The 13,448-nt window shown below is 50.3% G+C and carries 16 protein-coding genes; 3 read left to right on the top strand and 13 right to left on the bottom strand.

Features of this window, described 5'->3' with window-relative positions; all coding sequences use genetic code 11:
* Positions 1 to 75: 75 nt before the first annotated feature.
* Positions 76 to 741: a hypothetical protein gene (locus tag EKH79_RS00410; RefSeq protein ID WP_126671814.1), complete on the bottom strand. Its 666-nt coding sequence runs from the start codon at positions 739 to 741 to the stop codon at positions 76 to 78.
* 360 nt (positions 742 to 1,101) lie between these two features.
* On the opposite strand from EKH79_RS00410, the gene EKH79_RS00405 reads away from it, so the two are divergent.
* A complete protein-coding gene (locus EKH79_RS00405) occupies positions 1,102 to 1,467 on the top strand; it encodes a DoxX family protein (protein ID WP_126671813.1) in 366 nt (121 codons plus the stop codon).
* A gap of 68 nt (positions 1,468 to 1,535) precedes the next feature.
* Here the strand turns inward: EKH79_RS00405 and EKH79_RS00400 are convergent, their stop codons facing one another.
* From EKH79_RS00400 to EKH79_RS00360, 9 genes are all read right to left on the bottom strand, one after another.
* A complete protein-coding gene (locus EKH79_RS00400; RefSeq protein ID WP_126671812.1) occupies positions 1,536 to 1,925 on the bottom strand; it encodes a hypothetical protein in 390 nt (129 codons plus the stop codon).
* Between the two features lie 113 nt (positions 1,926 to 2,038).
* A complete protein-coding gene (locus EKH79_RS00395) occupies positions 2,039 to 2,785 on the bottom strand; it encodes a hypothetical protein (RefSeq protein WP_126671811.1) in 747 nt (248 codons plus the stop codon).
* Between the two features lie 182 nt (positions 2,786 to 2,967).
* Positions 2,968 to 3,261, bottom strand: coding sequence for a DUF2845 domain-containing protein (locus EKH79_RS00390; RefSeq protein WP_233590101.1), 294 nt, complete (start codon positions 3,259 to 3,261; stop codon positions 2,968 to 2,970).
* Between the two features lie 166 nt (positions 3,262 to 3,427).
* Positions 3,428 to 3,970, bottom strand: coding sequence for a hypothetical protein (locus EKH79_RS00385; RefSeq protein WP_126671810.1), 543 nt, complete (start codon positions 3,968 to 3,970; stop codon positions 3,428 to 3,430).
* Positions 3,971 to 3,980: 10 nt separating this feature from the next.
* Positions 3,981 to 5,219, bottom strand: coding sequence for a peptidoglycan-binding domain-containing protein (locus EKH79_RS00380; protein ID WP_126671809.1), 1,239 nt, complete (start codon positions 5,217 to 5,219; stop codon positions 3,981 to 3,983).
* Between the two features lie 29 nt (positions 5,220 to 5,248).
* Complete coding sequence (locus EKH79_RS00375) at positions 5,249 to 5,791, bottom strand: hypothetical protein (protein ID WP_126671808.1); 543 nt, start codon at positions 5,789 to 5,791, stop codon at positions 5,249 to 5,251.
* A gap of 104 nt (positions 5,792 to 5,895) precedes the next feature.
* On the bottom strand, positions 5,896 to 6,636 hold the full coding sequence (locus EKH79_RS00370; RefSeq protein ID WP_126671807.1) for a hypothetical protein: 741 nt from the start codon (positions 6,634 to 6,636) through the stop codon (positions 5,896 to 5,898).
* A 56-nt stretch (positions 6,637 to 6,692) separates the two neighbouring features.
* Entirely contained in the window at positions 6,693 to 7,502 is an 810-nt protein-coding gene (locus EKH79_RS00365) for an FG-GAP repeat protein (protein ID WP_126671806.1), read from the bottom strand.
* A gap of 190 nt (positions 7,503 to 7,692) precedes the next feature.
* Complete coding sequence (locus EKH79_RS00360) at positions 7,693 to 8,058, bottom strand: hypothetical protein (RefSeq protein ID WP_126671805.1); 366 nt, start codon at positions 8,056 to 8,058, stop codon at positions 7,693 to 7,695.
* Between the two features lie 614 nt (positions 8,059 to 8,672).
* Here EKH79_RS00360 and EKH79_RS00355 point away from each other — a divergent pair.
* Together EKH79_RS00355 and EKH79_RS00350 are read left to right on the top strand one after the other, a co-directional pair.
* A complete protein-coding gene (locus EKH79_RS00355; protein WP_126671804.1) occupies positions 8,673 to 8,963 on the top strand; it encodes a hypothetical protein in 291 nt (96 codons plus the stop codon).
* 76 nt (positions 8,964 to 9,039) lie between these two features.
* Positions 9,040 to 9,519 (top strand): lysozyme inhibitor LprI family protein, encoded by a 480-nt coding sequence (locus EKH79_RS00350; RefSeq protein ID WP_126671803.1) that lies wholly within the window; start codon positions 9,040 to 9,042, stop codon positions 9,517 to 9,519.
* Positions 9,520 to 9,882: 363 nt separating this feature from the next.
* Here the strand turns inward: EKH79_RS00350 and EKH79_RS00345 are convergent, their stop codons facing one another.
* The 3 genes from EKH79_RS00345 to EKH79_RS00335 all read right to left on the bottom strand — a co-directional run bounded on the left by EKH79_RS00345 (position 9,883) and on the right by EKH79_RS00335 (position 13,342).
* The gene (locus EKH79_RS00345; protein ID WP_126671802.1) at positions 9,883 to 10,290 is read right to left on the bottom strand and encodes a DUF6869 domain-containing protein; all 408 of its coding nucleotides are present in this window, start codon (positions 10,288 to 10,290) and stop codon (positions 9,883 to 9,885) included.
* 327 nt (positions 10,291 to 10,617) lie between these two features.
* Entirely contained in the window at positions 10,618 to 10,866 is a 249-nt protein-coding gene (locus EKH79_RS00340) for a hypothetical protein (RefSeq protein ID WP_126671801.1), read from the bottom strand.
* Between the two features lie 190 nt (positions 10,867 to 11,056).
* Positions 11,057 to 13,342, bottom strand: coding sequence for an NACHT domain-containing protein (locus EKH79_RS00335; RefSeq protein ID WP_126671800.1), 2,286 nt, complete (start codon positions 13,340 to 13,342; stop codon positions 11,057 to 11,059).
* Positions 13,343 to 13,448: the final 106 nt, after the last annotated feature.

Genomic DNA, 13,448 nt, shown 5'->3' with positions numbered 1-13,448 from the left:
TCTCAATCGAAACAAATAGCACCAGCGCTATTCGGCTTTAGTAGCAATAAAGGGGCTGGAGGTAGTTAGCGCAACTTAATTACCTCCATCCCCTTTTGCTTGGTCGAATGCCGTTTTGCTTGACTCCATAGTAACTTTGCCGGCGCAGTTCGTTCGCAATGAATAGCCAAGAGTTAAGGAACCCCGATCACCCTTGGTCAATGTGTAAGTACCGTAAGGAGCATCCGGCGGCATTACTTCCCTGACATCCATCACTTCAGGTCCTTTTGGAAAGTGATTGCGAAGGATCCATCCAGCTGAGCGAAGATCGTTTAGAGCCGTATCGCTAGAGATACATGCAGCGCGATTCAACGAATGAGAAAGATCCACTGTAATAAAGGAAGACTGTTGCTCGTGATGTGTGGCTTGAGCGTCCTGGATATCTGGATTTAGCGTCGCAAAATTTTCGATGCTGTAGTAACTAAATCGCCCCTTGCCGCCGTGGTATAGCGGCCTTTTTCCAAAGGCACTTTCGAAATCTCGTACAGTTACTGTGCCGTTAGCTTGAAGGGCGAGCTTAAGAAAGCCTCGCCATATTTCTTTCTCAGCGTGCAGTTGAGCGATATCTAAAGTATCCGAACTACCAGCTGCTGCGTCTCGCTTAACCTGTATTGCGTCCTGTGCGTCCACGCAGATAGTTACCGACGCAACAATGATAAAGGTGAGAAATAAAATCTTCAGATATGTATTTGATGTTTCCACTTTCGCATCCCTTCTCATCCAGCCAAGTTGTATTCATAAATTTTCTCCGTGAAAATTCTGAATAGCCGAATCTGGTTCACTTGCGAGCAAAGCACCACGCCGTAAGTGAACCTGATCCCGTTAATGAAGAATCTATCCACATGTCGAAGCATTGGTCCATAGGAAATGGGTTCCATCCCCTTTGTTCGCCATTGTCGGGAAAGTACACCCAGCCCCGTTTCGGTAGTTTGTAGCTCGTGCTAATCGCTTTTACGATTGAAAGCAACAAAAGGGACGGAGGTAGTTAACGCACTTTATTACCTCCGCCCGCTTTAGCGTATAAAGCGCACTCTGATCCCTGCACTTCGAGAGGAGAAGGCAATGGTTTCACAGACCGGCAAAGCACGACGCATCATCACCTGGACACTAAGAATTCTGCTGGGCGTAGCCTTCCTCGGCATCGGCATTGAAAAGATCACCGGGACGATGGGTACCATCCCCTTCTTCGACGCCATCGGCTGGGGGCAATGGTTCCGTTATGTAAGTGGCGTCTTCGATATGGCCGGCGCACTGCTCATCTTGTGGCCACGCTGGACTTCCGTGGGTGCGCTCATCATTACCTGCACCGTCGGTCTTGGCACTTACCTTTGCTACACCAAGGATCTTTTCAATCCAGCGTTCCCGCTGATCATGACTTTGCTGGCCGCAACGCTGGCGTGGCTCGCCTGGAAACCGAAGCCATCTTGAGGATTCAATTATTGAAAAGGGGGCGGCGCACGGTTTTCGGAAACGTGCGCCGCCCCTTTCTTGCATTTTTATGGCTTGTTCAACGTCAGTCTTTTGCTTTCCATCCAAAGTTGCGCCGGCGCAGATGGATCATCTTGATCGTGGACGACAACTAGTTGATGACCATCGTCCGGCTCGACGGTTAGAATTTTTACCGACTCCCCTTTTTCAAGCATGCCGCAATGGGCACCGCCTTTTGTATATTCAAGGAGCGCCGGCATACCGCCGCCTTGTATCATTTCTTGCGCTTCACGCCATTCGCCTTCTGAAAAGCAGGCCAACCCCCCATCCTTCAGATAAACGGTTTGCCCTTCTCTAAGCGTCTCGCCATCCGCCGATAATGCTGTAGGTCCGCGATGACATGCGCCCAAGCTCAATGCAGCAATCGACGCTATCCATATCAGCTGCCATGCCTTCATGAAGTCACCTACATTCAGTTGTAAAAAGTTTGAATACGAAAAAAGAATCGGATAAAGAGGACGGAGGTGGTCAACGTAACCTAATTGCCTCCACCCCTTTTTGGCTCTCGTTTTTATTTCCCCGTTAGCTCGTCTTCGCTTCGCACCGACGCTTCCGCCAACACCGCTTCGTAAAGGTCAAAACGGCCTTTCGCTCGGACGCCCCACCAGGAAAGGGCATAGGTCATAAGCAGCGCTGTTAGAAGAACAACGCCAAGCCAATGAACATGGTCGAGCATCCCCTTCCAATCTCCGAAGGACCAATCTTTGAACTGCAGGTACATCGCTACCAGCACGGGCAGAATGCCCAACTTATCGATGCCGCCACTAATCAGGCCATGTCGGTAAACAAAAATGGATTTTCGGTCGCGGATATAGCGCAAATGAGTGGCGATAACTGGGAGTGGATATTGGCGGACGGCATCCACAATAGTGCTGTATTGCCGTAAGTGTTCATCCAGCTCTCGCGCAGAGGTTTTGTATTGATGCCGATAACCAAGCCATGCCTGCCTAACGTTGCTCACGAGAAACGCAGCCACAAAAAGCCATTCCAGCACGAGACCAACTTGCATTAGGCGTAGACCAAGCTGATCGCGAAATAACAAGCCGCAAAGTGCCCCTAATGCACCGCAGAGAATCGCGCCAAGAATGGCGTATCGATCTAGCTTGGTTGTTAGGGGCTCATTGTCACCTTGCCCGTGTTCAGCGATGCACGCCTCCAGCCATGCAAAGCTAAATGGTGCGGGCAGCTTGAGCGCACCCTCGCCCAACTGTTCTGCATCTACTGTCGTAGCAGACGCCGCACGCGACGCTCCTTCCATGGCCGCCCCCTGTATTCGGCCGATGTGATAGGTAAATCGTGAGGCTCAGGAAGGCAAGCGTCAAGGCGGATCACTTCTTCTCTCGAGAGAGCAAAAGATGAGGAGGCAGTTAATAAGCAAAAAAAGGGGACGGAGATAGTTAACGCAACTTAATTACCTCCGCCCCCTTTTGCGCCTGTTTTCTATTCGTAGAGCGTCTCAATATTGGCAACCCTACCGCCATGAATCGTGATTAGGATCGTCTTACCGTCCTGGGCGTATTGCCACTGCTCCACCGACACCAACTGATTGTCCGGCACCCCTCCAACATGCGCGTGACTCAGGGCACGCACCGTGGGTTGTCCCAACAGCTGCTGCACGCGCACCGCGCTGTCGCCAAGTGTTAATACCTTGCTGCCAACACGAAGAGATGTCTCAGCGTGGACGGCAGCGCAAAAGAGCAACAGCGAAAGAGCCAAACTCCAATAGCGAGACATAAGTACTCCATTCATTTCGATCAATCGTTCAAACGTTGCAGTTACAACCGTGCCGCTCAGATGATGAGATAAAGGAGACGGAGGCAGTTAATGCAACTCAACTAACTCCGTCCCTTTTTTAAAAAACTCACTCTGATCTGTGCTTTGGGCGCCTATTTCAAGATGCCTACTGATCCAGCCGCACCCATTTCTTGTTTACCAAGACACAAATGCCGCTGTCAGGACAAGGAGCCAGTTTGCCGGCCACCTCCGCAGCATTGATTTGTTCCACCCACTGGACCCGCCGCAGATCCCGATGTGCGTGCCATACGACATAGACGGCTACAGCAATCACCGCCAAGGAACCGACGGCTGCTGCAATGAATGCCTTCCACGCGTTTGCGGTGTGCATAATGCTCAGCGTGCGGATGCGCTGGTCGAGCTGATTCGTCGAATGCTCGACCTTTCCCGCGCAAGCCATAAGACGCTGTTCGATGTCGTTAGTGGCTGCGCCAGCACCGGCAACAATGGCGCCAGTCGCCGTTTGCTGAAGGCGCTCGATTGCCTGCTTGCCTGCATTTTCCGCGCTGAGCGCCAGGCTCTGCGCTGTTTGGTTCATGCGCTGCGTGGCCTGATGCGATTCCATCACCACGCGATCGCTGAGTTCTTTCAGATTGCTGGCAAACATCCCAACCTTCACCGCCAGCGCTTCGACATCCTGCTGTCCCATATTCCCTCCCTTATCTGGATCGACCGGCCTGCTGTTGCGTGTGATGAACCTGGGCTTGAGCGTGTTGTTCCGCCAGCGCCTGGGCGTGTGCCTGTTGCCGATTGAGTTCCGCGCCTTGCGCCAGCGAGGCTTGCCCTGCGGGCGAGTTCTCATAGGCTCTGCCAACTGCGCAAAGGGCATCCATGTCTTTATTGGCGGCGGCCTGACATATGGCCTCGAACATGTCGTGAACTGAGCTGTGCTTGGTGATGCTTTGTGCGAGGTTTGTCTCGGCCATGGCGTCCTGAAGCGTCGACGCATGTATAGATGATGCGAAATTCGGCTCTTTCGCGCGCCCGGCATCACGACCTTCTAACGCCGGAGCGAAGGCAGGAACAACACCTAATAACGCACGTTGTCCATCAATGGCTCGCAATGTGTGGTCACCGGCCACGCCATCGCTCCGTAAGCCGTGGTCACGTTGGAAAGCTTCGACTGCCCCACGAGTGCTGGCGCCAAATTTGTTATCCGTCTTGAGGGGATTCCCCTGCAAATCGGTATAGCCGAGATCGCGTAAGTGAGTTTGCAATTCGCCAACTGACGGATTGTCGTCACCCTCGCGTAAGACGTGACTCGTGGCCCCCCGTTGATGTTGGATGTGCCCCTTAGCGATAGGCCCAAACTGACCCGGACCCATGCTTAAGGTTGCCTGCCACGCACCTTCTGCAGACAATCCCTTATCGATACCGGCTTTGTATTCGAGCTTCATCTCGTCAATGGCATCAGCAACCTGCGCGGCCGTGATGCTCATTCTATTTCCCATTCTTTCGTACTTTGCGTACGCGTGTCCGGGAGTATCGGGGTCCTCTACGCTAGCCCATTCTTTAGAGGCAGCCTTTTGAGCGTCGTGCAACGTAGCACCTGAGACTCCGGTAACGTATTCATAAATTTCAGGGCGCTTTTCGCGAATCAACCCTTCCCCAAACAGCCGATCCTGCATTTCAGGTGTGAACTTCTCGGAAGTATCAATATTCAACTTACTGACCGCTTCATCTAAAGTTCCTGGAATAAGCTGATACCTTCCAACGGCAAAAAGCACATCAGGGTCGGACTTTGAAAGCGATTGTCTTCTTTGAATTTCCGCAATAGTTGTCCGTGCGAAATCCACTTCTTGATTTGCAGGAATTATTTTATTCCCTTGGGTGCCACGATTGTACGAATTGTAGCCACCTTCCCCGCTAGCTATTAACTCACCAAAAGGATTGCTCATGAGCTCCCTCTCCTAAGGATTTTTCTCCATTACTTGATGGAAATGTGCCAAGTGTCCACGTAGAAGCCATATTTGTGTTGCGCGTCGTAAATGCTCTCAATGTCGCCAGATGTGTTTACGTCAATGGTCATGCGATCTTTGATGAAGCTCATCAAGCAACTGCCACTGCCCGTCGATTCACATATAACGGCTTCTGGCAATTTCGTACTCAATGCACAGATTTTCGCGTCTGCAGAATTTGGATTCTCGGCGCATATATCCTCGTATCTAGATCCAAGCATGCTATCGAGAAAGCCTGGCGAATCCCCGGCAGGGCTCCACCCCTCTGCCAGAAGCTGCGCCCTGAAGGCCATATAGCTCATTCCTTCTTGGTACTCAGGACCAAGCTCTTTTGCACGCAACACCGAATGCGAAAGCCTCTCGGGTTTTAAAGAACCCGATGACGCTGCTGGAGCAACTGTGGCCGTCGCGGACGGCGTAACCTGCCCAACACCAGACGCTGACGTCGCTGACTCGCACGCACATCCCAAGAAAGAGAGCACTAACAGGCTGACGACCTGTGAGCCCTTCATGTGTTGACTCCGGCAGTTAAGACACCCTTCTCTTCCAGATCAGACATAGTTTTGTTCCTCCTTGATATAATTCGGTGAATGCGACGAACGAAGCATTTCTTGCATTAAAGTTCGCGACAACGCATCGCTACCAATCTCTGCGTCGGCCTGCTCCGGTAAAAATCAAATGTCGTGGACCCAAGTGATGACGCACTAGCGGTAGACACGTCCTCGTCGTCTATTGAGGCTTCTACGTACACAAAACCGGCAGCAAGGCCTACTTCATAGAATTCGTTTTTCCCTGTGTTTTCAGAAGTGCCGTATCCATCCAGCATGCAATGGTCGGCGATTAGCTTGATCGTGTCTTCGGGCAGCAGCTGTTGCCGAATGATCTGCTGATAGTTCTCGCTTGGATAGAACTTCACCAGCGAAATGGAATGGACCTGATTGGCGTCACCGCTCAATATCACTCCTACATTGCCCTCATTACCTTTCACCAGACCAAAATCAATACCGACTTTTCCATTTGGCATGTCAACAACGCCGAATCCAGCAAGAAGAAGCTTTCCTCGTCGGTGATAGAAGCTCTCCATCTGGCGAACTTCGGCACTTTTTACAGGTGCCTTGTCGCTCCATTGCACACCCGGAACATCCGCGAAAGACGACCATGCCGCCCCTTCCTTTGTGATAAGTAAGCTCAACATGGCTTCCAAGGGGCCCGGCTTACACTTTTCCTGCAGAGCGCCAGTCTTTGCGCCACACGAGTCAGCTTTCGCGACCAACGATGCTGGCGGAGCAGCATCTTCGCCACGGGTCGTCGTCGATGCGAACAATGCAAATAAGCTGGTGAAAATGAGACGTTTCATGTCACATCCTTGTCTACGCGTATTTTTAAAGGAACGGATAAAGTGAAAGTGGTTAGTTAATGAAACTCAATTTCCTCCGCCCCGTTCTTACCAATTTTTTCTTCTACTGACACGATCGTCATCCGATCGCCAATCAATCTCTCCGTTTTGACACTGATCTTGTCCGAACCTTCCGAAGTACTCTCCGTAACTCGTTCGACCAATTTCGGCTCATCAGATTCAACCTGATACGTTTCAAAAATATGAGTGCAGCATCCATCCTTAGCGATCGTCTTAAGCTTTCCGTTTTCGATGGTAAAGAGCCCGGCGCTGCCAACTGTCAGATCGGAATACGCCTGGCTGTGGACGTATTTGTGTTCGGCGGCATTGAATAAATACACATCAAACGAGGGTCCACCGTATCCGCCATCCCGGCCCGTCCACACAACCAGGTCATCATTCCCATCACCGTTAACATCACTTAGTAAAAAACTATAAGTGCCACGCACTCCACCATCCGTTAACGGGCCGGCATACAACGTGTACTTGTTGCTTATGAATACGGCACTTGGCCTAATCACCTGATTGACGTTTGCAGATGAGTTAATGATGGTCAGCTGCACTCGGCCGTTGCAGACGGCTATCTCGTCGGTAAAGCTGCTGCAGCCATTTGCTTTCATATGTAGCGTCGCACCGTTTGCGGCGACAACTAGCTCATTTTCTGCAAGCGAGGCGCTCGCGCTAATTGGCGCCCCGGGTACTGCGGCCGCACACGCATGAACCGGGAGTAATGAAGTCATCGAAATGATCGCCGCGTATTTCATCTGCGGTTGTTTCGTTACCCTTGACTTCATTTGACGATCCAAAACCCCTGGAAAATGGCTCATCGATTGATCTTCACAGAGCAGAGTAAATTTCCTTTGCTGTCGACATGTGCCCCTTCGCATACGATGTCTTCGTCCTCGTACGCACCTAGATTCAGTTTTTTGCTCAGTTCATCAAAAGATCGATTATTTGGGGCTATCGATTGCGCAGGTGGAACGTTAGAAACCTTGATAGTGGCCGGATCACTTTGAGTCAGGAGATGTCCGCTGGCATCGTAAAGGTGATGCCATTCACACACATCGCACCCGTAGGTAAAACGTCGTACATCACATGAAAATATTCAGCGTTATCATTTTTTGACCTGACGCAGGCGATGCTTGTTGGCGAAGTGTCTTTGAGACCCTTAGGGTTGGGTAGCTTTCTGATCGAACCCTTCGATTTATAGACCAGTGATGGATGTAGGCAGTCTGCTATTCCATCGCCAACGGCCGTACATCGCAGACTCATCTCCGCCTCGCCGCATTTCTTCGAAACAACAGTTACCCCTAGATTGCTGCTGTTCGCAAAGCAGCTCAACGGTGCAGCGATTAGCAGCACGCTGATCAATAACTTTTTCATGTCGCCTCACCGCATGTATCGCTGAAGCGATCATTCAATGCGCGCAAAAGCGCGCGAACAATAGCCCGAGTCCTCTTTTCCCTGTCGGCATACGACTGGCGTGCGACAAAGCTCCGATATCGGAGCGCATCGCCGATCATTGCTAATCAGACAAAGCGATGCGTGGAACGGTGTTGTCCGTATTTGCTGATCAGCGCGCGCTGACAGACGTTGGGAGGGTGGCGTGCGAAGGTCGCCGGGTCGGGCGTGGCGTTCTCAGATACCGAATCGCCCGACGCTAAGTGAAGTAGCGCGGACCGCATGGGATTCGAGCCCATACGATCCGCTAACCACAACTAACTTCGAGGAGTTAATCATGGCTAAGCCCGATGATACGGCACTCGTTTGCCTTCGTCCCGGCCTCAGAGCGCGCACAGCGTATTCCTTCACCATCGTTTACCCGAAACGATGTCGGGCAATCAGGGCAAACGACTAGACGGGTGGTCCTTTCCCGATAGTTCTTGCAGGATTTTTCCTGCAGCCCTTCACGCCGTATGCAATGTACGGCGTGATCTAAGCGTGCACATGCACAGGGTCGCGGTTTGCGACCGATCTCATCGCACAAAGGAACAACGATGAAAGAGAAAGCCCCGGGAGCCTGGCTCACCCTCAACGCCAGTTACTACCCTGCCCCCATCGGCAACCCGCTTGCCCTGCTGGACGACGCCTACATATTGTTAGAAAGCGCCCATGGCATCGTCCATCTCATGCGGGATGCATTACAACTCTCGCCCTGCATCGACACGCGCGCCATGACGCTAGCGTTGAGAGGCGTCGAAACACTTATGGAGATGAGTGCGGGTTCTACTGAAGCGGCGCATGTGCGCTTCGAGGAGATCGGGGACGGTTGGGTGGCCAGCCGCTAAAGCAAACGGGACGGGTTGAACGAGGAAAACTCAATATGACTTCGCTTTTGGAAATCCAATTTAAGGCATTTGATCGATGACAGAGAAGTTTAAAATCAAGTCAGCTCTCACACTGGTCGCAGTGCTGGCGAATTCCTATGCCGTGGGCCTGCCCGTCTTCCGTATACAGGATGGTGCTCAGAACAACCCGTACAGCAAAAGCCGTAGCGCTCAAACGGAAACTCAGAAATATAGAGAGTCCTACTACGACTGCGTTGCCGCGAGCGGTGGAGTCACCGCGAATATTCTGGACTGCAGTAGCGATGAAGCTTCGTTTCAAGACTCACGGCGAAATGCGGCCTATAAAAAGCTTCAAACACAGCTTTCATCAGACGACCAGTTGAAGCTGCACGACGAGGAAAGGGCTTGGATATCCGCTCGCGATAAGGATTGCAACGCGCTGATTGCGGGCGGCGGGACAGCGGATTCAATCAATCAAGAAGAATGCGTGTTGAGCCACACCGCGGATCGGGCAAACGAGCTTCAGCTTAGATTGAATGCATTGGCGCGTCAGTAAACGGTTCATAGAGGTACGTGGCACCGTCATTTCGTGAGCTACAAAAAGGGCTCTGACCCCTTTTCCATACGCGGGTCTGGGTACGACACTCGATCTACGCACCCTTAGTCAGACTAAGAACGTTGCCTGGGATGTTGAAGACCATGCCAGTTACAATCGGCTGTTGGAAAGCAGCGATGACCTGCCGACACCAAACCCACAGACGACCCAATTGGCGCTGTCTAAGCCGTCTTACTGGACATCAGCCTGGTCCGCAACGATCGGGCCATAAGAACTGGAAAAAGATTCAATTGCGAACTAAGTGCACGCGATAAGTAAATCTGACCTCGTTTTTGAAAAGTGCACTCTGACCCCTGTTTTCAGCTAGTGAAAACGATACGGCATATCAAAAGGGTCGGGAACGCGTCGACAAATGGTAGTCACTCGTTTCCAGACATCTGCATCGATGGAGCTTGGCCATACGCCGGTAAGCATCCTCGCAAAACGAGGGCACTCCCGAGCAAACGATTCAACCCTGTCGATATAAACGAGCCCAGCGCCGTCCAAAAGATCTTCTAACGGGCCCGCCGCAAAGACACAAAGGGTTTTGCTATCTATGTCTTCTTGCCATAACGCAACAATACGCACCAACGCCCAAAGACCATTCCAATCTTTGTCTAAGGCGAAGCCATAAATGTCTGCGAGCACCCACTCAAACTGCTCATCTTGGGTACGCAAGTACGCAAGATATGCAGACGCAATTTCCTCGACGGATACATTTTGCTTATCCATTAATAAGTGAGCTCAACCTGTTTAGCCTTTCGTGGCCAGCAATATCAGCAAAAGTGCACTCTGACCCTGCTTTGGATAAGTGAACATGACCCCGTTTTTAAGAAAGTGCACTCTGACCCTTGTTTTTTTAGCCGCCGTACTTTAGCTCGCACTCACATCGGCAGACAGCCAAACAGCACGGGCCTATGCCCCCACGCAACGAGGAAGTTAGGTACATCTCTAATCTTAGGAAAAACGGTACCTCATACCGTTATTCGCATGAGGTAGTTAAAGTTACTTAACTACCTCTAGTCCTTTAGCAGGTTGTTTTGGATCCCTATTTCCGAATCAGACAGCCTTGGCTGCTTTTACCGCCGCCTTCAGAGACTCAGAGGAGGCGCAAATGACAATAAAATCCTCCCATTTAACCTTTACGCCATTCTCTTTCTTGATTTTGCCCTTGCACCACGTGAGTCCAGTCATGGTCGCGTAGCAATCACCCAACTGCTCAGCACCATCTTTAGTACGTACCTCTAGCTCAATACCCTTTTGCTTGACCTGCATCTCGACTTCGAGCGATTTGATCCGAACTTCCATTTTTTTTTCCTAGATTTATGCGCAAAAGCGCGGTTAGAAGGAAACACGTATCGATAGCAACAACGCTAAAGCCTTAGGAGCAAAAAGGGGAAGAGTGCATTTCAAAAAAAAGAGCCCCCTTCCCAGAACGAGCGCACCTTGAATAGTGCACTCAGCACCCTGTTTTTGACCTCTATCTTGAAGCTTTCCATCAATTCCAGTTTATAGGTTTATCCAAATCTTGCACGGGCACGTTGTAGAGCTTATTCAAAAAAGTCGAACTTGACGTGTTTGCTCGAAAGCTACGACGAAGATTTCTTTCAAGGCGCTTCACTTTGTCCGAAGCAGACTTCATTTCCTCCGCTTCATGTGTGATACCGAGTTTTACTACCAAAGGTAACGCCTCACCATAAAGCTGAATAAGGCTATCAAATCGTAGATCTCCACCCGCCTCCCTGTAGGCGTTATCTAGCATAAAGAGCGTCAATGCGTTTCTCGGACTCCTGACGTCCTGCTCAACTTCAAAAATGGCCTCCTCCAGAGAATCACGGAAATGCTTATACCCATATTGTGCGCGATAAGACGAAGTGAAAAAGCATAATAATTGCAATATTGGGAACTGCGCAAAAACGCCCTTGTTGCCTGGAGTTATGGACTCCACATAAATGTCAGCCAGATCCTGCGCCATTGCCACAATCGCCCTCTTACTCACACGGACAGGGGTCAAATAGCCAGCCAAAAGAAAATTTCCGAAGTTGATCGCTCGAATGAACCGTCGCGTAGTCAAATCCAGCTGCACGGCAAGAAGAGACTCGAGCAAATCCGGACAGTCTCTTTTTATCCCAGTCAAAAAATAATATGTATTAATCCAATACGGTGAAAAAACGCTTTTCTCTAAACTCACATCACTTTTCTTATCAAGTGACCTTGCATAAAAAAACTCAGCGAAAGCTCGATGCCTAAAGCCAACGACGTCCGTATCTGAGCGCCCGTAAAGAATTGAGTCCCTTGACGTCATTCTTCTAAGAAGACCATCCACATCGATTGCGATACCTCGATCTGAACAATATGCCTTTGCCCACTGACAAATCTCGGATTTTGCGACTTCGTAGAGCTCATTATCGAGCATATATACAGCCAGCCACGTGAGGATTTCGACGATCACCTCATACTCTTGCTGAGACCGGAGGCCTTTCGCAACCTCCCATCTTCCAAGCACAATTTCCGTGTATTTCTGAAACAACTCTGTGAGATTGGATGGGAGGTCCTGTTGATTGTCTACGATCAACTTTCCCAACAGAATGTAAGCAATTGGCGCCCCCTCAAGAGCGCGCAATAAAGGGCTGTTGTTAAGATCCGACATCAACCTTGACTTGACATCAATCTGACCAGCAATCTTGCTCAATAAGGCAATTGCCCTCGCGCCGCGGAGCGGCTCAATGTTATAGACATTTGTCGACTGCAACTTGGAACTAAGCACTGCCACTTCGTTAAAAGGTCGAGACATAAGCACAATGCAAGCATTGCTTTGTGCGGCCGCTTTTGTCATTGCATCTACAAAACATTTTCTATCTTGGTCCGTCATATCAAGCTCATCGAAACCATCCAATATCAGCAAAACGCGCCCATCGCTTCCGGCAAGCTTTCGTACTCGGCAGCATTCAGTCGATAGTTGCTCTAGAGGTTTCGTAGAAAATAATTTTGAATGCAATAGCACCGGGAGCAGGCTTCCATCGGCGAACTCTGGTGTCGTTAGGCAAGTCTTAACTAATTCGCGAGCTAGTCGTGACTTTCCGCCACCCGCGCCTGCTTGAATTATTGACAGTGAGCTATCCGAAAGCGCCCTAAGGAGCGCCTCAACTCCAGATGGGAGCTTCTTAGGCTTTGCATTTCCGTATCCATCGAACTCCTTTCTCATCACGACGGGCTCTACGTAGAACGTCTCTAAGCCTGGGACGATTAGCGAGCGCTGATCTTCTGCGGCAATCCCGTTGCTGGTATTTTCCGCAAAGCTCTGAAGAGCGGGCGATGTCGTTACAAATGAATCAGGTGCATATCGATCTATTAAATTCGCCAAGTCTTGCGATGCAATGAACTCAATTTTTTTATCCGAATACTGTTTATTCAGAACATCACGCGCATTTTTTGTAATATCTTGGCTGGACACCACCCAGACTTCTTTTATTTGAATCTCAACCCCATCCTCCGCCTTCCGTGGAACGAAACACTCTTTGATTTGACGCTCAACCTCTGTAGTGTTCTGTCGAATTGTGCCGATCTTTACGACAACACCTATACAAGTCGTACGAAGTAACGCGGGATCACGCCGGTACAATATGAAGTCTGCACCAAGTTCGTTATTTCCCTGGTTGTAATGAACCCTTTCTATGTCAGGAAGTTTCTTAAAGAGCACATTCAATAGTGGATGAAGCTCCCCGACCTCATCTTTCATTTCATGTAGATGATCGACAGTTTGCCGCTTACTTGGAACAAACATGACACCCACTCCCTCAGGTTAGCCTTGTAGTGGCAAGCAGCCTTCATGCCAGAGCGATCCAATAAATATTGGTGCTCCGCAACATTTGGAACCGAATGATTTTCTT

Source organism: Dyella dinghuensis, from assembly GCF_003977615.1.
GTDB lineage: Bacteria > Pseudomonadota > Gammaproteobacteria > Xanthomonadales > Rhodanobacteraceae > Dyella_B > Dyella_B dinghuensis.
The sequence above is the reverse complement of the archived record's forward strand: the minus strand, read 5'-3'. Positions and strand labels throughout refer to the sequence as shown.

What these genes read in the sequence shown, in the direction of transcription:
- EKH79_RS00405 (WP_126671813.1), top strand. Translation starts at nt 1,102, where the DNA reads ATGGTTTCACAGACCGGCAAAGCACGACGCATCATCACCTGGACACTA.
- EKH79_RS00400 (WP_126671812.1), bottom strand. Translation starts at nt 1,925, where the DNA reads ATGAAGGCATGGCAGCTGATATGGATAGCGTCGATTGCTGCATTGAGC.
- EKH79_RS00395 (WP_126671811.1), bottom strand. Translation starts at nt 2,785, where the DNA reads ATGGAAGGAGCGTCGCGTGCGGCGTCTGCTACGACAGTAGATGCAGAA.
- EKH79_RS00390 (WP_233590101.1), bottom strand. Translation starts at nt 3,261, where the DNA reads ATGTCTCGCTATTGGAGTTTGGCTCTTTCGCTGTTGCTCTTTTGCGCT.
- EKH79_RS00385 (WP_126671810.1), bottom strand. Translation starts at nt 3,970, where the DNA reads ATGGGACAGCAGGATGTCGAAGCGCTGGCGGTGAAGGTTGGGATGTTT.
- EKH79_RS00380 (WP_126671809.1), bottom strand. Translation starts at nt 5,219, where the DNA reads ATGAGCAATCCTTTTGGTGAGTTAATAGCTAGCGGGGAAGGTGGCTAC.
- EKH79_RS00375 (WP_126671808.1), bottom strand. Translation starts at nt 5,791, where the DNA reads ATGAAGGGCTCACAGGTCGTCAGCCTGTTAGTGCTCTCTTTCTTGGGA.
- EKH79_RS00370 (WP_126671807.1), bottom strand. Translation starts at nt 6,636, where the DNA reads ATGAAACGTCTCATTTTCACCAGCTTATTTGCATTGTTCGCATCGACG.
- EKH79_RS00365 (WP_126671806.1), bottom strand. Translation starts at nt 7,502, where the DNA reads ATGAGCCATTTTCCAGGGGTTTTGGATCGTCAAATGAAGTCAAGGGTA.
- EKH79_RS00360 (WP_126671805.1), bottom strand. Translation starts at nt 8,058, where the DNA reads ATGAAAAAGTTATTGATCAGCGTGCTGCTAATCGCTGCACCGTTGAGC.
- EKH79_RS00355 (WP_126671804.1), top strand. Translation starts at nt 8,673, where the DNA reads ATGAAAGAGAAAGCCCCGGGAGCCTGGCTCACCCTCAACGCCAGTTAC.
- EKH79_RS00350 (WP_126671803.1), top strand. Translation starts at nt 9,040, where the DNA reads ATGACAGAGAAGTTTAAAATCAAGTCAGCTCTCACACTGGTCGCAGTG.
- EKH79_RS00345 (WP_126671802.1), bottom strand. Translation starts at nt 10,290, where the DNA reads ATGGATAAGCAAAATGTATCCGTCGAGGAAATTGCGTCTGCATATCTT.
- EKH79_RS00340 (WP_126671801.1), bottom strand. Translation starts at nt 10,866, where the DNA reads ATGGAAGTTCGGATCAAATCGCTCGAAGTCGAGATGCAGGTCAAGCAA.
- EKH79_RS00335 (WP_126671800.1), bottom strand. Translation starts at nt 13,342, where the DNA reads ATGTTTGTTCCAAGTAAGCGGCAAACTGTCGATCATCTACATGAAATG.